Annotated in this window: 19 protein-coding genes; 10 read left to right on the top strand and 9 right to left on the bottom strand. The window is 53.2% G+C overall.

The window, feature by feature from the left end; all coding sequences use genetic code 11:
* The first annotated feature begins 115 nt into the window (after positions 1-115).
* The 7 genes from C1A10_RS14565 to C1A10_RS14535 all read left to right on the top strand — a co-directional run bounded on the left by C1A10_RS14565 (position 116) and on the right by C1A10_RS14535 (position 7601).
* A complete protein-coding gene (locus C1A10_RS14565; protein ID WP_242968942.1) occupies positions 116-970 on the top strand; it encodes a prephenate dehydrogenase in 855 nt (284 codons plus the stop codon).
* Complete coding sequence (gene aroB, locus C1A10_RS14560) at positions 967-2031, top strand: 3-dehydroquinate synthase (protein WP_101910941.1); 1065 nt, start codon at positions 967-969, stop codon at positions 2029-2031. Before C1A10_RS14565 ends, aroB begins: the two co-directional genes overlap by 4 nt.
* The gene (aroA, locus tag C1A10_RS14555) at positions 2024-3280 is read left to right on the top strand and encodes a 3-phosphoshikimate 1-carboxyvinyltransferase (RefSeq protein ID WP_242968941.1); all 1257 of its coding nucleotides are present in this window, start codon (positions 2024-2026) and stop codon (positions 3278-3280) included. Before aroB ends, aroA begins: the two co-directional genes overlap by 8 nt.
* Positions 3270-4397 (top strand): chorismate synthase, encoded by a 1128-nt coding sequence (gene aroC / locus C1A10_RS14550; protein WP_101910940.1) that lies wholly within the window; start codon positions 3270-3272, stop codon positions 4395-4397. The genes aroA and aroC overlap by 11 nt, the downstream gene beginning before the upstream one ends.
* A 392-nt stretch (positions 4398-4789) precedes the next feature.
* Positions 4790-5839 carry an ABC transporter substrate-binding protein gene (locus C1A10_RS14545; protein WP_101910939.1) on the top strand — a complete coding sequence of 350 codons (1050 nt, stop codon included), beginning with the start codon at positions 4790-4792 and terminating at the stop codon, positions 5837-5839.
* 87 nt (positions 5840-5926) lie between these two features.
* A complete protein-coding gene (locus C1A10_RS14540) occupies positions 5927-6820 on the top strand; it encodes an ABC transporter permease (RefSeq protein ID WP_101910937.1) in 894 nt (297 codons plus the stop codon).
* Entirely contained in the window at positions 6807-7601 is a 795-nt protein-coding gene (locus tag C1A10_RS14535; protein ID WP_101910935.1) for an ABC transporter ATP-binding protein, read from the top strand. The genes C1A10_RS14540 and C1A10_RS14535 overlap by 14 nt, the downstream gene beginning before the upstream one ends.
* 100 nt (positions 7602-7701) lie before the next feature.
* Here the strand turns inward: C1A10_RS14535 and C1A10_RS14530 are convergent, their stop codons facing one another.
* Positions 7702-8721, bottom strand: a complete 1020-nt coding sequence (locus C1A10_RS14530) for a sugar-transfer associated ATP-grasp domain-containing protein (protein ID WP_180951158.1) — start codon at positions 8719-8721, stop codon at positions 7702-7704.
* 353 nt (positions 8722-9074) lie between these two features.
* On the opposite strand from C1A10_RS14530, the gene C1A10_RS14525 reads away from it, so the two are divergent.
* Positions 9075-10373 carry an FMN-binding protein gene (locus C1A10_RS14525; protein ID WP_101910932.1) on the top strand — a complete coding sequence of 433 codons (1299 nt, stop codon included), beginning with the start codon at positions 9075-9077 and terminating at the stop codon, positions 10371-10373.
* 91 nt (positions 10374-10464) lie between these two features.
* On the opposite strand, the gene C1A10_RS14520 is transcribed toward C1A10_RS14525, so the two are convergent.
* The 4 genes from C1A10_RS14520 to C1A10_RS14505 all read right to left on the bottom strand — a co-directional run bounded on the left by C1A10_RS14520 (position 10465) and on the right by C1A10_RS14505 (position 14399).
* On the bottom strand, positions 10465-11670 hold the full coding sequence (locus C1A10_RS14520) for an aspartate kinase (protein WP_101910931.1): 1206 nt from the start codon (positions 11668-11670) through the stop codon (positions 10465-10467).
* Between the two features lie 66 nt (positions 11671-11736).
* A complete protein-coding gene (thrB, locus tag C1A10_RS14515; RefSeq protein ID WP_101910930.1) occupies positions 11737-12645 on the bottom strand; it encodes a homoserine kinase in 909 nt (302 codons plus the stop codon).
* Positions 12645-13892, bottom strand: coding sequence for a homoserine dehydrogenase (locus C1A10_RS14510; protein ID WP_101910929.1), 1248 nt, complete (start codon positions 13890-13892; stop codon positions 12645-12647). The genes thrB and C1A10_RS14510 overlap by 1 nt, the downstream gene beginning before the upstream one ends.
* Before the next feature lie 72 nt (positions 13893-13964).
* Positions 13965-14399 (bottom strand): ACT domain-containing protein, encoded by a 435-nt coding sequence (locus C1A10_RS14505; protein ID WP_101910928.1) that lies wholly within the window; start codon positions 14397-14399, stop codon positions 13965-13967.
* Positions 14400-14719: 320 nt separating this feature from the next.
* Between C1A10_RS14505 and C1A10_RS14500 the strand changes: the two genes are divergently transcribed.
* Positions 14720-15472, top strand: a complete 753-nt coding sequence (locus C1A10_RS14500) for a hypothetical protein (RefSeq protein WP_101910926.1) — start codon at positions 14720-14722, stop codon at positions 15470-15472.
* Positions 15473-15525: 53 nt separating this feature from the next.
* Here C1A10_RS14500 and guaB read toward each other — a convergent pair whose 3' ends face one another.
* The 4 genes from guaB to C1A10_RS14485 form a co-directional block, all read right to left on the bottom strand.
* The gene (gene guaB / locus C1A10_RS14495; RefSeq protein ID WP_180951157.1) at positions 15526-16998 is read right to left on the bottom strand and encodes an IMP dehydrogenase; all 1473 of its coding nucleotides are present in this window, start codon (positions 16996-16998) and stop codon (positions 15526-15528) included.
* A 154-nt stretch (positions 16999-17152) separates the two neighbouring features.
* Positions 17153-18268 (bottom strand): DUF3810 domain-containing protein, encoded by a 1116-nt coding sequence (locus tag C1A10_RS14490; RefSeq protein ID WP_180951156.1) that lies wholly within the window; start codon positions 18266-18268, stop codon positions 17153-17155.
* Positions 18265-18600, bottom strand: a complete 336-nt coding sequence (locus C1A10_RS18255; RefSeq protein ID WP_145997746.1) for a hypothetical protein — start codon at positions 18598-18600, stop codon at positions 18265-18267. The genes C1A10_RS14490 and C1A10_RS18255 overlap by 4 nt, the downstream gene beginning before the upstream one ends.
* A 10-nt stretch (positions 18601-18610) precedes the next feature.
* Positions 18611-19576: an aldo/keto reductase gene (locus C1A10_RS14485; RefSeq protein WP_101910924.1), complete on the bottom strand. Its 966-nt coding sequence runs from the start codon at positions 19574-19576 to the stop codon at positions 18611-18613.
* 202 nt (positions 19577-19778) lie between these two features.
* On the opposite strand from C1A10_RS14485, the gene C1A10_RS14480 reads away from it, so the two are divergent.
* Complete coding sequence (locus tag C1A10_RS14480; protein WP_101910923.1) at positions 19779-20633, top strand: endonuclease/exonuclease/phosphatase family protein; 855 nt, start codon at positions 19779-19781, stop codon at positions 20631-20633.
* Positions 20634-20683: the final 50 nt, after the last annotated feature.

The raw sequence follows: 20683 nt of genomic DNA, 5'->3' as shown, positions 1-20683 counted from the left end.
GAAGGGTGTTTTTGCTTTTCTAAAATTTACGCTACCATTTTCTTTAGAACTTTGCTATAATAAAGTCCAGCATCGGAGTGAGCGGTTCACGGCCGACCGAAAGGATGGGGTCTTATTGGATTTTGAGTGGGAAACGGCGCGCATTGGAATCATCGGGCTCGGGCTCATCGGCGGGTCGATGGCAAAGGCGCTGAAAAAATATACCGGACATACGGTTTACGGGTATGATATCGACGATTCCGTCGTCCAAAGCGCTCTGGACACAGGTTCCATCGACCGTAAAATCGGCGCGGAAGGGCTTTCGGCATGCGACCTGATCTTTTTGGGATTATACCCACGCCATGCGGTGGAATTTGTGAAGAAAAATATCGACAGCTTTCGTCAGGGCAGCATCGTGATCGATTTATGCGGCGTGAAGCAGTATTTGACAGAGAACCTGAGCGGTATCTGCGCCGACCATCAGATCACCTATATCGGCGGGCATCCGATGGCTGGTAAAGAGCGGTGGGGGTTTTCCAGCGCGGACGCGGACCTGTTTTGCAGAGCCAGCATGATTATCACACCGGATACTCTGGTTCCGCAGGAGTTGTTGAGTCAGCTGGAAAAGCTGTTTGCGGGGATCGGCTTCGGCCGCATGACCGTTACCACGCCAAAGGCGCACGACAGCATGATTGCGTTCACCTCGCAGCTGGCGCATGTGGTTTCCAGCGCCTATATCAAAAGCCCGCGCGCGCGTCAGCATGAAGGATTTTCCGCGGGCAGCTATAAGGATCTGACCCGCGTGGCGAAGCTGAATCCACAGATGTGGACGGAGCTGTTTTTGGAAAACCGGGAATGCCTGCTGGACGAAATTGATACCATTCAGGAACATTTGCAGGAATACCGCGACGCGATTGCGGCAAAGGATGACCGGCGGCTGTACGCGCTGCTGGAGGAAGGCAGAAAAATCAAGGAGGCGCTTGACCAATGAAAACCATCGCGGTGAAAACCGGAAGACCTTATCACATTCAGATTGAAGACGGGCTGCTGCGACGTTTTCCGGAGCTGCTTGCGGATGTTTACGGCAACAGAAAACCGGCGCTTGCCATCGTCACTGACGATACGGTCGACGCGCTCTATGGGGAACCCTTATGCCGTCAGCTTGCGGATGCGGGCTACCCGGTCTGCAAGTTTGCGTTTGCGCACGGGGAAGACTCCAAAACACTGGAAACTGTCAGCCGTGTTTATGATTTTCTCGCCGCCAACAGCATCACGCGTTCGGATGTTATCCTTGCGCTGGGCGGCGGCGTTGTGGGCGATCTGGCGGGGTTTGCGGCTTCCAGCTGGCTGCGCGGGATTGATTTTGTGCAGGTTCCCACGACGTTTCTGGCGATGATTGATTCCTCCGTCGGCGGCAAAACCGGCGTGGACATCCCGCAGGGCAAAAACCTTGTGGGCGCTTTCTGGCAGCCGTCACTGGTGGTCTGCGACCCTCATACGCTCCGGACGCTTCCGGAGGAGACCTTCGCCGACGGCGTGGCGGAAGCAATCAAATACGGCGCCATCCTCGACGGCGATTTATTTGAATTACTGGAAAGCGGCGATTTGCAGGAACATCTTGAAGCGGTGATCAGCCGCTGTGTCGATCTGAAGCGGGAGGTTGTGGAACAGGACGAGCGCGATAAAGGCGTCCGTCAATGGCTCAACTTCGGGCACACGCTGGGGCATGCGGCAGAGGCCTGCTCCAACTATACCCTGCCCCATGGGCGCGGCGTCGCCATCGGTATGGTCATGATCTGCGAGGCCTGTGAAAAAGCGGGCGTCACGCCGAAGGGAACCGCAACGCGCATTTCGAACTGCTGCCGTCGTTACGGGCTGCCCGTTTCAACCGACGCGCCGCTGGAAATTCTGTGCAAATCCTGCATGGGGGATAAAAAGCGAACCGGATCCAAAATCAGTCTGGTAGTTCTGGAGAAGATCGGCAAAGCCGCGCTTTACCCTGTGGAAGCGAAGAAGCTGTACTCTTTTCTGGCAGGTGAACGCAGTGAGTGACGTGCGTGTTTATCCCGGCAGGCCCTCGGGCTGCCTGACTGCCCCCCCCTCCAAATCGGCGGCACACAGAGCGCTGATCTGCGCCGCGCTGGCGCGAGGCGAAAGCGAAATCGCGCCGGTGTCCGATTCCACCGACATGGCGGCAACGCTCGGCGTGCTCGCCGCCATGGGGCAGCGGACCGAACGTGACGGAAAAACCGTCCGGTTTCGCGGGATGCCGTGGGTGAAGCAGCCTGTTGTACTCAACTGCCGCGAAAGTGGCTCCACACTGCGTTTTTTGCTGCCGGTTGCCGCCGCGCTGGGGCTTTCCGCAACCTTTCTCGGGGAAGGCAGGCTTCCTGAACGTCCGATCGGTGTGCTGACGGAACAACTCACTCGGCACGGCATTTCCGTCACAGGCAGCGGCATGCCGTTTTCCATCAAAGGAAAGCTGACCGGCGGTGTCTTTACCCTGCCCGGCGATGTCAGCTCACAGTTTATCAGCGGGCTGCTGTTCGCTCTGCCCCTGCTCATGCAGGACAGCGAAATCCGCCTGACCACGCCGCTGGAATCCGCGGCATATGTCGATATGACCCTCTCCGCACTGGCGGACGCGGGCATTCGAATTGAACGCACCGGGGATGGTTTTCTGATCAAAGGCGGGCAACTCTACCGCCCGGGCCGAAAAACCGTCGAGGGGGATTTTTCCAACGCCGCGTTCTGGCTGTGCGCGGGCGTAATCGGAGGGACAATTGCGATTGACGGACTTCAAGGGCAATCCGTGCAGGGCGACCGTGCCATCGTGAAACTGGCGCAGGCATTCGGCGCGTCTGTATCCGCTCAAAACGGGCAGATTACTGTTGAAAGCGCGCCGCTGCGCGGCATCCGCATCGACGCGGCGCCGATTCCAGATCTGGTCCCGATCCTTGCCGTGACCGCCGCGTTTGCACAGGGGGATACCGAAATTTACAATGCCGCGCGGCTGCGTATCAAGGAAAGCGACCGGCTATCCGCCGTTTCCGGGCTGATCCGGAATCTGGGCGGCGAAGCGCAGGAATTTCCCGACCGGCTGATTATCCGGGGAAGCGGCGGTTTGCGGGGCGGCGAGGTCGACGGGATGAACGACCACCGCATTGTCATGAGTGCCGCGATTGCCGCGCTGTTCTGCCACGAACCGGTCGTCATCCGCGGCGCGCAGGCTGTCCGGAAATCCTATCCGGATTTCTTTGAAGATCTAAAAAGGCTTGGAGGTCGTTACGATGTCATCTAACTGGGGAAACTCCTTTCAGATCTCTTTGTTCGGGGAAAGCCACGGTGCGGGCGTCGGCGTGGTGATCGACGGAATGCCTGCCGGTTTAAAACTGGATTTTGAAATGCTGGAGGCTTTTATGAAACGCCGCGCCCCCGGCAGGGACAAAACCAGTACCCCGCGAAAAGAAAGCGACCGACCGGAACTGCTGTCCGGCATTCTGAACGGTGTCACCACCGGCGCACCCCTGACCGCTTTCATCCGCAACAGCGATACGCATTCCGGCGACTACGCGGAGCTTTCCTCGCTCGCGCGTCCCGGCCACGCCGACTATACCGGGTTTCTGCGTTACGGCGGTTTTAACGATGTGCGCGGCGGCGGCCATTTTTCCGCCCGCCTGACGGCCCCTCTGGTATTTGCCGGCGGGATTGCGAAACAGCTTCTTGCCGCATACGGTATCTTCGTCGGGGCGCACATTGCCCGCGCGGCAGGCATTGACGACGAGCGTTTCGATGATGTAAAGCTGGATACGCAGACGCTGCTGAGCGCCGGAGCCCGCGATTTTCCGGTACTCGATGAGCAGGCCGGCGGAAGAATGCGGGAAGCGATTGAAGCTGCCCGGCTTGCGCAGGATTCGGTGGGAGGCATTATAGAGTGCGGGATAATCGGCGTTCCCGCCGGTATCGGTTCCCCGATTTTTGACGGAATCGAAAACAGGATTGCCTCCATCCTGTTTGGAATTCCCGCTGTCAAGGGGATTGAATTCGGCGCGGGCTTTGCCGCCGCCGACCTGCGCGGTTCTGAAAATAATGACCCCTTTGTGATGGACGGCGGCACAGTGCGCACGCAGACGAATCGTCACGGCGGCATTCTGGGCGGTATCTCCTCCGGCATGCCGATCCTGTTCCGGGCGGTGTTCAAACCGACTCCCTCCATTTCCCGGACGCAAAGCACCGTGGATTTCCAAAAAAATGTTCCTGCGGAACTTTCCATCAAGGGCAGGCACGATCCCTGCGTCGTGGTGCGCGCGGTTCCCGTCGTAGAAGCGGCGGCGGCGGTTGCCATCACGGATATCCTCAAGTCCGAAGGCAGGATTCCGGCGGTGCTGGATGGAGCACAAGCGCCGCACAGAGCATAGTATAGAAATGGGTCTTGACAATTCAGGACTTTTGTGGTTTAATAGTTCCCATAAACCGATGATGGAGAGGTAAAACCGCAAGCGCGCGCACAGAGATTCGGGGATGCTGAAAACCCGGACGAAAGCGGAGCGGACAAATGGACTCCTGAGGGTGCGGTGAACAGCAAAATGCTAAGTATTCCGCAACGCAAGCCAGCGTTAAATGGCGATGGGCGTGTTGGCGCTCTGAAGAGGTGGATGCATTTTGCATCAATCAAGGTGGTACCGCAGGTTTAACACCTGTCCTTGCAAGAGGACAGGTGTTTTTTGTTGTTTCCGGAGACAGCAAGCCGAATGCCCTACCGCCCCAACATAAAATAGACCTGTTTTTATGGAATGAAGGAGAATGAACTATGAAAAAGTTAACTGTGCTTGTGACATCCCTTGTCCTTTCGCTTTCCATGCTGACCGGCTGCGGCGGTTCCGCTGCCACTTCTTCTGCGGCATCGGCTTCTGCTCCCGCATCCTCCGAGGTATCGTCGGAAGCTCCTGCCCCGTCCCAGACCGCTTCCGGTGAAAAGGTGAAAGTCGGCCTTGTGCAGATTGTGGAACATACCTCCCTGAATCAAATCCGCGAATCCTTCATAGAAGAAATGAAGGTGCTCGGCTATGGCGACGACAAAGCTGAGATTGAATATGCCAACGCCTCCGGCGACCAGTCCAACCTGAACTCCATCTGCCAGAAGTTTGCGGGCGATGAAAAAGACCTGATTGTCGCGATTGCAACTCCTTCCGCGCAGGCGGCGGCAGCGGCGGCCCCCAATATCCCGCTGGTGTTTTCCGCGGTCACGGACCCGGTTGCCGCCAAGCTGGTGACCGACCCGAACGCGCCGGGCGGCATCATCACCGGAACCTCGGACGCCATTCCTGTCGATCAGGTGTTCACGCTGATGAAGCAGTTGACCCCCGACGTGAAAACCGTCGGTATGATCTACAATCTCGGCGAAGTCAACTCGGTATCCGTGATTGAACAGGCAAAAAAATATTGCGATGAGAACGGCATAAACTATGTGGAAGCAACCGTCACCAATTCCAGCGAAGTCCAGCAGGCCGCGCAGTCTCTGGTTGGAAAGTGTGAAGCGTTCTACACCCCGATCGACAACACCGTCGCTTCCGCAATGGCTGCTTATGCCGAAGTCGCCAAGCAGGCAAAACTCCCCATCTATACCGGCGCCGATTCCATGGTCATTGACGGCGGCTTCGCCACTGTGGGCATCGACTACACCCTGCTTGGCAAGCAGACGGCGCAGATGGCCGCGAAAATTCTGGAGGGCACTCCGGTAAAGAATATCCCTGTTGAAACCCTTTCTGATTTCTCCACGATTATCAATCAGACAACCGCCGACGCGATCGGCGTCACAATTCCGGAGGATCTGGCTTCCTCCGCTCAGATTGTCAAATAATCCGGTCTGTTTTGCCAAATCACAAGGGGATGCATCCGCTGCATCCCCTTGCGCTGATTTTTTATTCTAACGAAGTGAGTGATGAACATGAGTATGTTTGCCTTTCAGGGAGCCGTTGAGCTGGGGTTGATCTATTCCCTGCTGGCGCTGGGGCTGTTCGTTTCCTACCGGATTCTGGATATCCCGGACCTGACAGTGGACAGCAGCTTTACCCTGGGAGCCGCGGTTTCCGCCGTTTTCGCCACCGCCGGCCATTCTTACCTGGGGCTGGTCATGGCGATTGCCGCAGGATGGATGGCGGGGATGCTGACCGCATTTTTGCAGACCAAGCTGCAAATCCAGCCGATCCTCGCCGGCATCCTTTCCATGACGGCGCTTTATTCCATCAATCTGCGCGTCATGAGCGGCAGGGCAAACATCTCTCTGCTTGGCACCGATACGCTCTTTTCTGCGGCAACCGGAAAATTTGGAAAGATGTTCGCGGCCCTTGCGGTAGTACTTGCCGCCGGCATCTTTTTGGTTCTGTTTTTCCGTACGCAGGTGGGGCTTTGCATCCGCGCGACCGGCGACAATGAGGAAATGGTGCGAACCTCTTCAATTAATACCGACCGGATGAAATTCATCGGGCTCGGCCTTGCAAACGCCTTGGTCGGGCTTTCTGGCGGGCTCATCTCGCAGTATCAGAGCTTTACTGATTTAAGCATGGGCATCGGGATGGTTGTTGTCGGGCTGGCCTCCCTGATCATCGGGGAAGTGATCTTCGGCCGCCCGAACGTCTGGAGAAATGTGATTGCCGTCGTTTTCGGCGCGGTCATTTACCGCTGCATTATTGCTTTTGTTTTCGCGCGCGGCCTGCCCACGAACGACCTCAAGCTGATTTCTTCGGTGATTGTCGCTCTGGCGATCTCCTATCCGTTGATTATCAGGCGGTACCGGCTGATGAAACTGATGAGGGAGGCGTCTCGCAATGTTAGAGCTTAAGCATGTCAGCAAAACCTTTTTTCCCAACACAATCAACGAGCGCAAAGCGCTGATCGATCTGAGCCTGACGCTGGAAAACGGCGATTTTGTCACCATCATCGGCGGAAACGGCGCCGGTAAATCAACGCTTTTCAATGCGGTTGCCGGTTCGTTCCTGATCGACAGCGGCAATATTTTGCTGGACGGACAGGATATTACCTTCCTGCGCGATTATAAGCGCGCCAGAAACATCGGGCGGCTGCTTCAGGACCCGCTGAAGGGCACCGCCCCCAACATGACCATTGAAGAAAACCTGACGATGGCCTATCAGCGCGGCGTTAAAAGCAGCTTCCGTCTGGGCGTCGGCAAAAAAGAACAGCAGGCCTTCCGTGACCATCTGGCCGAACTGGGGCTCGGACTGGAAGACCGCATGAAAACCAAAATGGGACTTTTATCCGGCGGACAGCGGCAGGCTGTCACACTGATGATGGCAACCATTGTAACGCCCAAGCTCCTTCTTTTAGATGAGCATACCGCCGCGCTGGACCCCGCCACAGCAGAAAAAGTCGCGTTGCTCACGCAGAAAATCGTCGCGAAAGAGAAGATTACCACCATGATGATCACGCACAACATGCAGCAGTCGCTGGACTGCGGCAATCGCACGATCATGATGGACGGCGGCCGCATGATTCTGGATATCAAAGGCGCCGAGCGGAGCAAGCTGACCGTGTCGGACCTGCTCGCCATGTTTAAAGATAAAAGCAAAAAGGAACTGGATAACGACCGGATGTTGCTCTCCTGAACAGCGCCGGTCAAAAGGTATCAACAGCACCGCAGACATGGTTCTTTTGAACCATGTCTGCGGTGTTTTATCTATATCGTAAACACGCGTATCATCCGTTTCAGCGGGGGGACAGCCCTTTCACAGCCCTGTCGAACCGCGGAATCAGCCCCAGTTTATCGGGCGCGAGATGCACCTGAAACTGGTAGATATCGTGCCCCGGGAAATGGTTTGCTTCAATGATGATCGGGCCTTTTTCGGTAACCGCAACGTCCCATGCGATATAGCCCAGCTCGGGGATCCTCAGCGCGGCGCGCCTGACCAGTTCCACCGCTTCCTGGTAGTAGGGAATTTGCACGCCAACCAGATCCACTCCGGTCATCGGGTGCTGGAAATAGGCTTTTCCCTCCTTGTCGGCGCCGGGAGTGGAAATCTTGCCTGTTTTCATGTCGACCAGCACAGCCATCCCGCCGCTGTTGAGGTTGTCCACCCTTTTCCCGTTGCCGATGCGCATACTGGAAAACACCAGATGAACGGTATCGCCGTTGCGGATTGTAACAAGCCGCAGGGTATTGACCGAAAGAGGATAGATCCTGCCGATATCGGGATGCTGGACAATAAACTCTTCCACAAGATACTGTTTTCCCTCCAGCAGCATGTCGTACAGACCCACAATCTTGCTGTCATCTGAAAGTTCAATAAATTCGATTCCCCGTCCGCAGGTGCCGTCGAGTGGCTTTGCAACCAGTTTCGGATGCTCTCTGCAAAACTTTTCAAAGGTATCCCTGTCAGTCTCGCGCAGGTCAATCCATGCCCTTCCATGGAAACCGTCGAACCGCTTGAGAAACTCAATTTTATCCTCCAGCAGGTGCCAGTTTTCCTGGGGATTCAGCAGCTTGACATAATAGTTGTTTTTGCCGCGCGTAATATATGTTTTTCTCTGACCCGCCGAGAGATTGTAAAATTCAAACACAAGGTAATCCATATAGCCCGCCTGATATTTAAACCCGCAATACATAATGTCCGCCAGCGCAGCCACCGTGTTTTTTCCGGAGCGTTCATGAACCTTGCGGGCGGTATCAAGCATCGCCCGGTAATTCATCCCGGCAATGCGTTTGACTAGATAGTCGATATTCGGCATAACTGTTCCCCTTATTCTATCCTTTGCAGGCTTTTCTGTTATCAGCCAAAATTTTGTTGCTGCGGTTATTATAACGCATTCTCCGATACTTTTCAACAATCGCTTTTCCAATATGCAGTAAATCATACAAATTCTGACACTGTATAAAAGATCCTTTCCATATACGGATTTTCTTTGCTTGTTTTTTCCGCGATTCTTCAAATGTATTGTTCCTGTGCCGCCTGAAAACATGCGGTACAATTGACTTTATATCCGGAAAATGGTATAATTTTTTTATATGTGAATATCCCGTAGATAAGGGAATTCTTGTTTGAATGGCAACTGCTGTTCGATTAACGGAGGTCGTTACATAGATGAAAAAGATCATTGCTCTGCTGCTTGCTTCGACACTGATGCTCGGTACATTTACCGCCTGCAACCGGAACGCGGGGCCGGACAACAGCTCGTCCTCTTCTGAACAATCCGCCACGGTGTATCAGGACGGAACTTACAGTGTGAAATTCTCGGTCCCCGCGCAGGACAGAACCCTTGATTATCTGACTGTCACAATTAAAAGCGATGAGATTACCGTTGATCAATATGGCTGCAAGGAGGACACGTCCGCGCCTGTTTCTTCCGAGGCACCCGCAGCCGATGCTTCATCGGAATCCGGAGCATCATCCGATGCCGCTTCTCCCGAAGCAGATACCTCCGCAACCGAGGCGGAACAGAAAGCCGCCGACCATTCGCAGGATATCCTCGATACCTACGAAGAGATGGGCCGCGATCTGGATGCCATGCAGTTCGAGCCGGTTAAGGGCGCGGAAGAGCATTCATACCGTTTTATCCGTATGATGCGGACCGTTCTCAGCCAGGCGAAATCAGGAGAAACATCTCCTGTCGAGCTTGGCCAGTATGCCGACGGCGATTATGAAGCTGTGATGCCTGACTTCAATGAGGACGGCTGGAAAGAATTTGTTCATCTTACCGTGAAAGACGGCGATATCGACACCATGGAGTATAACGCCAGAAGCGAAGGTGACAACGCGAAGCTGATTACCGAGGATCCCGACCTGAATAAGGAGGACAGCGAAGCAAGTCCCTCCAAGTATTATCCCGAAATTGTGCAAAATTATAAAGACTGCGGTTATGACCTCACACAGCTTGGCGCGCCCGAATCCGGCGCGGAAGCAACCAGAGAATTTAAAAAGCTGCTCACCCCGCTTTTGTCGAACATGATGTCGGGCGGCAGCACGGATATTGTCGCATCCCGCTTCGTTGACGGCACCTATAAGGCTGAGTATGCCGATTTTGATGAATACGGCTGGAAAGAAACCGTAACCGTTAAAATTAAGAACGGCAAAGTGGAAGTTACCAACTTCGATGCAATTTCCAAAGATGATGAAAAGAAAAAGAAATCAGGCGACGAGGACTATGCCGCCAAAATGAAAGAAAAAGCTGGTATTGCCCCTACTGAGGCCTTTGAAAAGCTCATGAAAAATTTTGAAAGTGCCGATAACGATGTGACTAAAATTGAAAACGTGGCGGGTGCCACCGTTTCATCCAATGATTTTAAACTGCTGGTCGGCGAAATTCTTGCCACTACAGCGCGTTACGGTGCCACAAAGGAACCTTTGCAGGTCGAGCGGATGGATGCCGACGCGGCGCAATAAAAAACTATAAAGCGGAGAGATCCCGCTATGCACTGAAAAACCCCGGAGATTGCTCTCCGGGGTTTTACGGATTCTGTGGGGTGCTGATCGATTAAAGGTCGAACGCGTCGTGGATGGCATTGACCGCTTTGTCGGAATCCGCAAGCGCCACAAGCACGGAAATCTTGATTTCGCTGGTGGAGATCATCTGGATATTGATATTCGCTTCGGCAAGCGCTTCAAACATTTTGCTCGCCACGCCCGGATTCGTCTGCATGCCCGCGCCGACAATGGAGACCTTGGAGATATTTTCATCGCAGAGGATCCCCTTGCCGCCCAGACGGTCGTTGATCTCCTCCATCAGGGACACCGCAAGGTCTTTATGGGAGCGGGAGACGGTGAAGCTGATGTCTTTGGTGCCGTCGCGCCCGATGGATTGGAGAATGATATCAACGTTCACCTTTTTTGCGGCCAGCTGAGAGAATATCTTAAACGCAAATCCCGGCTGGTCGGGAACCCCGACGATCGAAATGCGCACCACATCATTATCTCTTGCAACGCCTCTGACAAGCATTTTTTCCAACTTGACAACCTCCTTAATCTTCGTGCCCGGATTTTTGGTCAGACTGGAGAGCACCTCCAGATTCACATTATATTTCTTTGCCATTTCAACGGAGCGGTTATGAAGCACACCGGCGCCCAAAGACGCCAGTTCCAGCATCTCATCATAAGTGATTTCATCCATTTTCCTGGCTGTTTTTACGAAACGCGGGTCAGCCGTATAAACACCGTCAACATCCGTAAAGATCTGACAGAGGTCTGCATGAAGTACCGCAGCCAGAGCAACCGCGCTGGTATCCGAGCCGCCGCGTCCAAGGGTTGTCAGGTCGTCATAGCGGTTGATTGCCTGAAATCCCGCCACAATCACAATATTGCGCTTTGTCAGTTCATGATCGATCCGTTCTTTATTGATACGGCGGATGCGCGCCGCGCCATGCGTCGAGTCGGACAAAAAGCCCGCCTGCCAGCCGGTCAGGGAAATCACCGGGAATCCCATCTTTTCAATTGCCATTGCCAGCAAAGACATGGAGATTTGTTCGCCTGTCGTGAGCAGGACATCCATTTCCCGTTTGGAAGCGTTGGGATTGATTTCCTCCGCTTTCGCAATCAGGTCATCGGTGGTGTCGCCCTGAGCGGATACCACCGCGACCACATTATTCCCTTTCTGGTAGGTTTCGGTGATGATCCGCGCCACATTAAAAATGCGTTCCGCATCCTTAACAGACGTTCCACCGAACTTCTGCACCACTAAATTCATGCCAATTCCTCCATTATTCTAAAGGCGTGTCTCCAATAAGCGGTCTTCCCCGCGTTTCGCGGCTGCTTATTTCGAGCCATCTTCCTCTTTTTCAATCACAGTGCCCACATTGTCTATGGAAAGTGTATGCACCCGCCAGCCATACAGCCCCAGCTCCGGGAGCCTCCTGGCAACGCAGTCCCCAAAATCGCTCAGCCCCGCATCCACAATTGCCATCAACGTGGAGCCTGCCCCGCTGATAAATGCGGCGTAAGCGCCCAGATTGTAGCAGGCTTCCATCACCTGCGCCCCGCCTTTAATAAGGCCGAGACGGTAGGGCTGATGGATCCGGTCGTCGGCGGCAACGCGCAGATTGTGGTAATTGCCGCTGTACAGTGAGACGGACATCAGGGCGGCGCGTGAAAGATTGAACACCCCGTCCCTCCTGTCGATTGAATCCGGGAGCACCGATCTGGCTTTGGATGTTTTCAGTTCAAAATCGGGGATGACTGCAACAAAACGCAGGTCATTTTTGATTTCCTGCTTGACAAAAAATACCCTCCGCCCTTCCATTGCCGCAGTCACAAGGCCTCCGACAAGCGCAGGGGTAGAATTATCCGGATGCCCCTCAATGGATGCGGCGATATTGATCAGCTCGGCGTCCGAGACAGGATTCCCCATCAGGGTGTTGGCACCTTTTAGCCCGGCTATGACACAGGCGGAAGAGCTGCCAAGCCCGCGGGCAAACGGAATATTGTTAATTTGTCCGATTTCCATGCCGTAAAACGGAACGCCGCAGATGCGGTAAAGTTCCCGGGCCGTGGAATAGATCAGGTTGGATTCATCCGTTGGTACCGGTATCCCGTCCAGCGAAGTAATCCGGCAGCAGTCAGATTCCTCCATAGTGACGTAGTTATAGAGATTGACGGCAAGGCCAATGGAGTCAAAACCCGGCCCGATATTGGCGCTGGTGGCCGGAATACGAATTTTAATCATCAGTAATCAAGCACCCGGATTTTTCCAAGGAATTCTACGCCCATTCCTTCCAGTTTTTCAATTGCCGCATCAATATCATATTCCATAAGTACCGGCGTAATGAATGCAAGTTCATTCGCGGGCTGATTATTTCGCCTGAGCAGGTGAAGTTCCCCGAACAGGCGGCCCGCCTCCTGCACAAGGGTCTCTGAGAAAGAGCGGCAGCGCAGGTACATTGCGGTTCTGTTTTTTCCCTGTTCCTCAACGTTGCCGCCATTGGAAGGCGCCCACCGCAGGGAGGGGCTGGTATCGGCTGCTTTGGCGCAGTCGATCATATCGCCGACAACCGCGGAAGCGGTCGGCAGTTTTCCCGCGCCTTTCCCATAAAACACAACATCTCCGGTCGCATCTCCGCGCACCAGAATCCCGTTGAAAACATCGTCAACGGTACCTAGCTGGCTTTCCTTATAAATCAGGGCCGGCGTTACCATCGCGGTAATCTTGCCGCCGGCTTCTTCCCTTTTGGCGCGCCCGATCAGCTTGATCACGCAATCGTTGTCTGCCGCATAAGCAACGTCCTCAGGCGTAATTTTTGTGATTCCTTCGGTATGGACATCTTTTGGATAGACGTGCTCGCCAAAAGAAAGCGCCGCTAAAATGCAGATTTTGCGGCAGGCGTCATGGCCTTCCACATCCGCCTCGGGATTTCGCTCCGCGTAACCAAGCTTCTGTGCAAGCGCCAGAGCATCCCCAAAGGACATATTTTCACGAATCATCTTTGTGAGGATAAAGTTGGTGGTTCCGTTGAGGATTCCCGCGATTTCCTCAATCCTGTTCGCCGCAAGGCACATATGCAGCGGCCGGATAATCGGGATTCCCCCGCCGACGCTGGCTTCAAAGAAATAGTTGACATGGTGCTCGCGCGCGAGGGCAAGCAGTTCCGCTCCCCGCTGCGCTACCAGCTCCTTATTGGAGGTTACCACGCTTTTCCCGCGCTCCAGACAGGTCTTGGTAAAGGTGTACGCAGGCTCCAAACCGCCGATTACCTCGGCAACCACCTTTACGCTGTCATCGTCCGCAATGATATTGAAGTCTTTTACAAAGCGGTCAGCATAAGGGAGGTCCGGAAAGTCACGAAGGTCCAAGATATATTTCAGGTCAAGCTCCTGCCCCGCTTTTTTTTCCAGTGCAGCGCGGTTCTTAAAAAAGACCTCAGCCACTCCGGAACCGACGGTGCCGTGCCCCAAAACAGCAATATTCATTCTCATTTGCCTCCCATAGTTTCATCTGCCCCGGCCGCGGGGAAAAGAAAGATCAATCAAATTTGGTGTAAACCCCGTTTAGATTGCTTTGGCTTCCACAATTCCGTCCAGCGCTTCCAGCTTTTCCAGAATTTCGGATCTGGACAGACTTGCGCTGCTGGTGCGCACAGAGACGGAAACCAATGCAACACCGTCAACCGGGATATTCTGATTGACTGTGATGATATTGGCGCCGGCCTGGTACAGTTCCCCAAGCAGTGAGGACAGCACGCCCGGCCGGTCTTCCAGCGTCAGATAAAATGTGACAATATTTTCATTCATGCGCTCATCATAAAGATATACAGAGTCCTTGTATTTATAAAATGCGCTTCGCGAAATGTCTGCCATCTGTGCCGCCTGCGAAGAGCTTTTGGCTTTTCCCTGAGCAAGATACATTTTCGCCTGCACAACCTTTGTAAAGACTTCCGGCAGCACCTGCGCATCTACCAGCAGGAATTTCACATTGTCAGTCATTTTGTCCGCCTCCTGCAAACTTTTGTTTTGCCACGAAATACACTATAACATATTGCATTACTATTGTAAAGTGTCAGGTTGTTGGATAATTCTCTGTTTATCAAATTGCTTCTGTTAAGATTATACAAATGCTATCCAGCCATCTTCTGAAAAGCTTTTTCGCTCGGTTTTCGGTGTCAGAAAACGGTTTCTGACAATATTCATCCATTTTTCGCTGTTTTAGTCATTTATTGAAAATTTCCTTTGTATTTTATCATCGGAAATGTTATACTGTTCCATAAAGAGACTGGAATCATTACTTGTTGAAAGGGTGGCATACGATGGAGGACTCGGGTGTTTTTAAATCGACTGCATTTGGCGGTTTTGACAAAAAGTCAGTGCTGACATACATAGATTCCCTGAACGAGGAATTCCACGAATCCGAGTTGGCCTATCAGGAAAAGCTGGAGGCATTTGAAAAGGCGCAGGAATCCCAGCTGGCGCACATCAAAAGCCTGGAGGCGCAGATTGCCGACGGGGACCGCAAATTAAGCGCCGTAGCCAAACAACTCGAAGACGAGCGGGAACTGGCAAAGCAGGCACAGAGCATGATTGCGGAACTTGACTCGAAAAATCAGGCTCTGCAAAAAAAGCTGGACGATAACGAGCGTGAGATGCAGATTCAGCTTGAACGGAACCGCCAGCTTCAGTTCAAGGTGGAAAGCTGCGAATATAAAAGCCGCAAATATGACGACCTGTCCACACAGATCGGCGACGCGATTATAGACGCCAAGCAGAATGCCGAAAAAATTATCCGGGCCGCCAACGTCCGCGCTGAGGAAATCTCCCAGCAGGCGCAGAATTATATGAAAAACTTTTACGCTGAATTATCCTCCTTCAGCAGTGACGCCGCGCATCTTCAAAAATCAGTGGAGGAGATTCTTTTCGTGCTGAATGACCGCGTCGATGTCATGCAGGATATCATCCGCCAGGTTGAGCAGCGGTTTAATCCCAACGGCGTTCAGCTGGATTATATCGAACAAAACGAGCAGGAAGCCCCGGATGAAAACGGGAGTGAACCCTCAAAGTCCTGAGCAAAATAGCTTATATAAAAGCGCACCCCAACGGGGTGCGCTTTTTCATTTTCTCACGGATTAATCGAATAGTTCGGCGCCTCTTTGGTGATATAGATGTCATGCGGATGGCTTTCCTTGAGCCCCGCTCCCGTGATCCGGATAAACTGCGCCTTTTCATGCAGCTCCGGAATCGTGCTGCAACCGGTGTAACCCATACCGGAACGAATGCCGCCGACCAGCTGGTAGATGGTTTCAGACACTGCGCCCTTATAAGGAACACGCCCCTCGACGCCCTCCGGAACCAGTTTCTTCTTACCGGACTGGAAGTACCGGTCGCTGGAACCTTCATTCATCGCGGCGAGAGAGCCCATCCCGCGGTAAACTTTAAAGCTCCTGCCCTGATAAATTTCAATTTCTCCCGGACTTTCGGCACATCCCGCCAGCAGCGAGCCAAGCATAACAGTGGACGCTCCAGCGGCAAGGGCTTTGACAATATCCCCGGAATACTTGATGCCGCCGTCCGCGATGATCGGGATTCCATATTTCGCCGCGGCGCACGCCGCGTCATAAACCGCGGTAAGCTGAGGAACGCCGATACCGGCTACCACACGCGTGGTGCAGATGGAACCCGGCCCGATGCCGACCTTGACGGCATCCGCGCCCGCGTTGATGAGATCCTCTGTTGCGCGCGCCGTCGCCACATTGCCCGCGATGACCGGCTGATTGGGGTATTTCGCCTTAATTGCCTTCAGGCTGTCAAAGATCATCACATTATGACCGTGGGCGGAATCCAGAACCAAGACGTCCACGCCCGATTTGATAAGCTCGTCCACACGGTCCATAAAGTCGGGCGTAATCCCGATTGCCGCGCCGACCAGAAGCCTGCCGCCGCTGTCACGTGCGGAATTCGGATACTGTACCGCTTTTTCAATGTCCTTAATCGTAATCAGACCGCGCAGGTAGCCCTGATCGTCCACCAGCGGCAGCTTTTCAATCTTGTGGCGTCTCAGGATTTCCTGTGCCTCTTTCAGCGTGGTGCCTACCGGAGCCGTAACCAGATGGTCCTTGGTCATAACATCCTTGATTTTTGTGCCATGATCCTCCAGAAAACGAAGGTCGCGGTTGGTCAGGATTCCGACCAGCTTCCCTTTCTCGCAGATTGGCACGCCGGAAATCTTATACTTCGCCATGATCTCATCCGCGTCATAAACAAAATGCTCCGGGGACAGATAAAACGGGTTGGCGATGACCCCGTTTTCCGAACGCTTTACAGTATCCACTTCGTCCGCCTGCGCGGAGATGCTCATATTTTTATGAATGATACCAATGCCGCCCTCTCTTGCAATGGCAATGGCCATTTTGGATGTGGTAACCGTATCCATTGCCGAGGTCAGGAAGGGAGAGTTGAGCCGAATTCCTTTCACAAGGTCAGTGGAAATATCGACGTCGGCTGGTACGACTTCCGATTTTGCGGGAATCAGAAGCACGTCGTCGAAGGTAAGTCCTTCTTTCGTAAACTTCTCAGATGTATTTGTGTTCAGCATACGTCCTCCATTCTTTCTTCCATGTGTTTGCTTACTTTCCTATATTTTTACTATCATATCACTATTTTAGGACCGCTTCAATAGTCTTAATCTACAAATTATTATCGACCGTCGGCAAACAACATAGAAGTTTCCGCATACGTATGACTAATGATCAAATCGACAGTGTATGGCGCGCCCGATAATCCGCCAGCAGCAGATCTACCATCCGCCCGTAGCTCTGAACGCCGTCACTTTGCGCGTTGACCTGCAGATAAGCGTTATTTACCGCATCCGAGACTTTTGCGACAGGCCCCTCATACCGCGCCCAGTACGCGTTGTTATATTGAAAATCCTGCCGGACACCGTCAGAAAGCAAGTCATTGACCTGTGTAAACAGTTCCCAGTCGTCGGAAGCAAGCCTGTTTAAGGAATGTATCAGCGCCAGCATCACCCCGCTGTAGCGGAAATCCGGGGAATCACTGCGCTCACAAGCCAGATATCCGATAAAATTCGCTTCGTCTTCCCGCATAAATCCCCTTGTATGCGCCAGCTCATGGCACATGGTTGCGGGGATGGAATAGTCGGGACAGGCAACATTCACATTTGCTTCAAACGTATAGGGGGTAAAGACGCCGGTCAGCTGCATCATCGACATCCACCAGGAATTCACCAGCGGCTTCGGTGTGATATTCATATTGGGCAGCACCGCGTAATCCTCCGCCAGCCGGGCGAAGGAGTCCCTTGCAATTATTGCGGTGGCGCGGCTGTTTTGCGAAAGCATCATCACACCGGTTTCATCCAGCCTGACATCATTTCTCAGTTCGTTTGCCCGCTGAATCAGTTCCGAACACAAAGCCGACAGCTCCTCCGAAGAGGAATCCCGCACCGCCAGCCCGCTGAACGTTGTAAACTCCGGCCGGTAGTAATTTAACCCACAGAGCAGAACAAACGCAAACAGCACGCAGCAGGCCAGTTTCAGTCCCCATCCGGGTAATCTGCGCCACGGAATCTGAATCTTGCGAAATGCCGCAAGCAGCAGGAGCGTCGGAAGCAAAACGATTGCTGTACAGATGAAAAACTCTGCGAGTGAGAACGGCAGCAGAGAAACCAGAGTTCCAAACAGGTTTTCCATCACAGGGTAAAAACCAGTTGAGTAATACCGCTCCACCAGTCCGGGGTCGCTTCGGGCGATGAACACAAACAGAAACGAAACCAGCGCCAGCAACAACGGCCACCAACGTCTGAAAAAGATATGTATCAAATGTTTCTCTCCGGCTTGAACATTCATAAAATCACCACCGTAATTCCCTGATTGCAGCGGGTGTAATCCCTGTCGCGGGCAAGTTCCGGGCATAACTGGAGCGCGCGGCGCGCGCACTCCTCAAAAGGGGAGAACTCCTCCCCCGTAACCACTTCTTTTATGGTTCCGGACTGTTTCATCAGGCTCAGTTCCCGGCGCACGCCGGTTCGAATCCGGCCGCCATATCCGCTGGAGCCGTAGCCGTGAATCAGCTTGAGCGCAGTCATCCGCTGCGCCTTTGCGGAACGCAGCGCGGCGGTCATCCGCGATTTTGCAACCTCAACCGTAGGCATGCCCGCCTCAAGGTTGACAGTCAGCACCCCCGGCATCCTATTTCACCAATGCCGCGCATTCCTCCGCGGACAGCGCAAAATCACAGTCGGACATGGTATCCTCAAGCTGTTCAATCGTAGAGCAGCCGACCAGCGCCGCGCTTTGGAGCGGGTTGGAGGTCAAAAACGCCATCCCGATTGCGGCAGCGGATTTTCCGGTTTTTTCGCACATCGCCCGCACTGCGTCAAGACGATGCCGGTTCACAGGATTATCATAGCGCTGCACAAATTTATCCTGCAGGGTGCCGCCCTCCAGCAGTTTGGAATAAAAACCGCCGCCCTGAGACGCAAATCCCATCACCGGGATCCGGTTTTCCAGATAGCCCTGATACTCTGTTTCGTTCATGCAGACCATCGTGGGGTCGTTCCACAGTTCTCCTGTTGTATACGCGATTCCCCACTGAATCTGGGAGATGGTAAACGGGGTTTTTCCGTGCGCCTTCGCGTAGGCGTTTGCCTCGTTGATGCGCGCCACTGTCCAGTTGGAGGCGCCCAGCGCGCGGATCCTTCCCGCCTTCACGTGCTCATCCATCATATCCACAATCTCTCCGACCGGCATATCCGGATTATCGCGGTGGAGAAAATAAATATCGACATAGTCAACGCCGAGCTCGCTCAGGCTGGTCTCTAGTTCCAGATCGATGACCTCCCGGCAAAGCCGGCTTTTGGTCAGATTGTTCCGGTCCGGATGCGCGCCTTTTGTTACTAAGAGGATGTCATTCCGGTTTGTACGCGCCGCCATCCATCGGCCTACAATCGGCTCACTGCGGGAAATCGTGTCGTCCGCATTTTTCCGTCCGTAAATGCGCGCGGTATCGATGGTATTGCCCCCCAGTTCCAGATACCGGTCCATCAGCGCCCACGCGCGTTTTTCCTGAATTGTGACGCCGAAATAATCCGCCCCTTTTGCAATTTTTGACAGTTTCAGGACCCCGTCCACCGCCTGCACGTCCATAAATTTCATTGCTTTACCCTCCCTGATTTCATAGCTGTTTTTTCTATTATACCGGTCTGATTCCCATATTACAACCCGAACCTCCGCCGTTTAAGCCCACAAATTTAAAAAATTGATTTCCAATTATTGTTACCGTATTTTTGATACGTTGGATTGTAAGGGGATGGGAAAAGTGGTAGACTAACAAAAGACTTTTCAGGCGGGTGATGATATGGACGAAAACGAAAATGATTTGATCCGGGTAATTTCCTTTAATTTAAAACGTGATTTCGGACCTGCGCTGCACCGGTCCCGCAGATGGAAGGAACGGCGTTCCATCGCCGCCCAATTCATTCGTGAAAGCGGGGCAACAATTGTAGGTGTGCAGGAACTTCTTCCCGGTATGCGTGAGGATGTCGGAAATCTATTGGATTCGGAATACAGTGTCCTGGGGTTCGGCCGCTATAAAGGGCTGCGTCCCAAAAATGACGAACACAGTGACATCATTATTAAAAATGAGGATGCAAAAGTAACTTTTATCAAAACCTTCTGGCTTTCCAAAAGCCCGGAGCAGCTGAGCCGCGCCTATTTTGCAATTTTCCCGCGTATCTGCACCGTAGCGGAAGTACATGTCGAAAAACCGGATCGCACCATCCGGGTGTTCAATACCCACCTGGACCATATCAGCGGGATTGCCAGGCTGCTGGGTGTCAAGGTGATTCTGGAATACATTTCTAAATTCAATCAGGAAAACCCGCTGCCCACAATTCTGATGGGCGACCTGAACTGCAAACCGAAAAGCCGCCCGGTTCAGTTTTTAAACGACCATGTACTGGATTTCCCCGATGTCCACCTAACGGACGTCTATTCAAAGTTCGAGCCTTCCTCCCTTTCCAATACCTTTCATAATTTCAGCGGAAAAGTCAATTCCAAGGCTGACCCCATCGACTATATATTCGTGTCCGACGAGTTTGAAATTGTCGAATCGCGAATCCTGACAGAACCTGTGAACGGCAGGTATCCTTCGGACCATTACCCTCTGATGGCAACCCTGCGGCTGAAAAAGAGCTTTCGGAGTAATGAATAAGAGAACGCCCATGGAAAAATCCCATAGGCGTTCTCTTATTCATTGGATTT

This window comes from Marasmitruncus massiliensis (assembly GCF_900186535.1).
Taxonomy (GTDB): domain Bacteria; phylum Bacillota; class Clostridia; order Oscillospirales; family Ruminococcaceae; genus Anaerotruncus; species Anaerotruncus massiliensis_A.
This window is presented reverse-complemented; position numbering and strand designations above follow the sequence as displayed.

What these genes read in the sequence shown, in the direction of transcription:
- aroB (WP_101910941.1), top strand. Translation starts at nt 967, where the DNA reads ATGAAAACCATCGCGGTGAAAACCGGAAGACCTTATCACATTCAGATT.
- aroC (WP_101910940.1), top strand. Translation starts at nt 3,270, where the DNA reads ATGTCATCTAACTGGGGAAACTCCTTTCAGATCTCTTTGTTCGGGGAA.
- C1A10_RS14545 (WP_101910939.1), top strand. Translation starts at nt 4,790, where the DNA reads ATGAAAAAGTTAACTGTGCTTGTGACATCCCTTGTCCTTTCGCTTTCC.
- C1A10_RS14540 (WP_101910937.1), top strand. Translation starts at nt 5,927, where the DNA reads ATGAGTATGTTTGCCTTTCAGGGAGCCGTTGAGCTGGGGTTGATCTAT.
- C1A10_RS14535 (WP_101910935.1), top strand. Translation starts at nt 6,807, where the DNA reads ATGTTAGAGCTTAAGCATGTCAGCAAAACCTTTTTTCCCAACACAATC.
- C1A10_RS14530 (WP_180951158.1), bottom strand. Translation starts at nt 8,721, where the DNA reads ATGCCGAATATCGACTATCTAGTCAAACGCATTGCCGGGATGAATTAC.
- C1A10_RS14525 (WP_101910932.1), top strand. Translation starts at nt 9,075, where the DNA reads ATGAAAAAGATCATTGCTCTGCTGCTTGCTTCGACACTGATGCTCGGT.
- C1A10_RS14520 (WP_101910931.1), bottom strand. Translation starts at nt 11,670, where the DNA reads ATGAATTTAGTGGTGCAGAAGTTCGGTGGAACGTCTGTTAAGGATGCG.
- thrB (WP_101910930.1), bottom strand. Translation starts at nt 12,645, where the DNA reads ATGATTAAAATTCGTATTCCGGCCACCAGCGCCAATATCGGGCCGGGT.
- C1A10_RS14510 (WP_101910929.1), bottom strand. Translation starts at nt 13,892, where the DNA reads ATGAGAATGAATATTGCTGTTTTGGGGCACGGCACCGTCGGTTCCGGA.
- C1A10_RS14505 (WP_101910928.1), bottom strand. Translation starts at nt 14,399, where the DNA reads ATGACTGACAATGTGAAATTCCTGCTGGTAGATGCGCAGGTGCTGCCG.
- C1A10_RS14500 (WP_101910926.1), top strand. Translation starts at nt 14,720, where the DNA reads ATGGAGGACTCGGGTGTTTTTAAATCGACTGCATTTGGCGGTTTTGAC.
- guaB (WP_180951157.1), bottom strand. Translation starts at nt 16,998, where the DNA reads ATGCTGAACACAAATACATCTGAGAAGTTTACGAAAGAAGGACTTACC.
- C1A10_RS14490 (WP_180951156.1), bottom strand. Translation starts at nt 18,268, where the DNA reads ATGAATGTTCAAGCCGGAGAGAAACATTTGATACATATCTTTTTCAGA.
- C1A10_RS14485 (WP_101910924.1), bottom strand. Translation starts at nt 19,576, where the DNA reads ATGAAATTTATGGACGTGCAGGCGGTGGACGGGGTCCTGAAACTGTCA.
- C1A10_RS14480 (WP_101910923.1), top strand. Translation starts at nt 19,779, where the DNA reads ATGGACGAAAACGAAAATGATTTGATCCGGGTAATTTCCTTTAATTTA.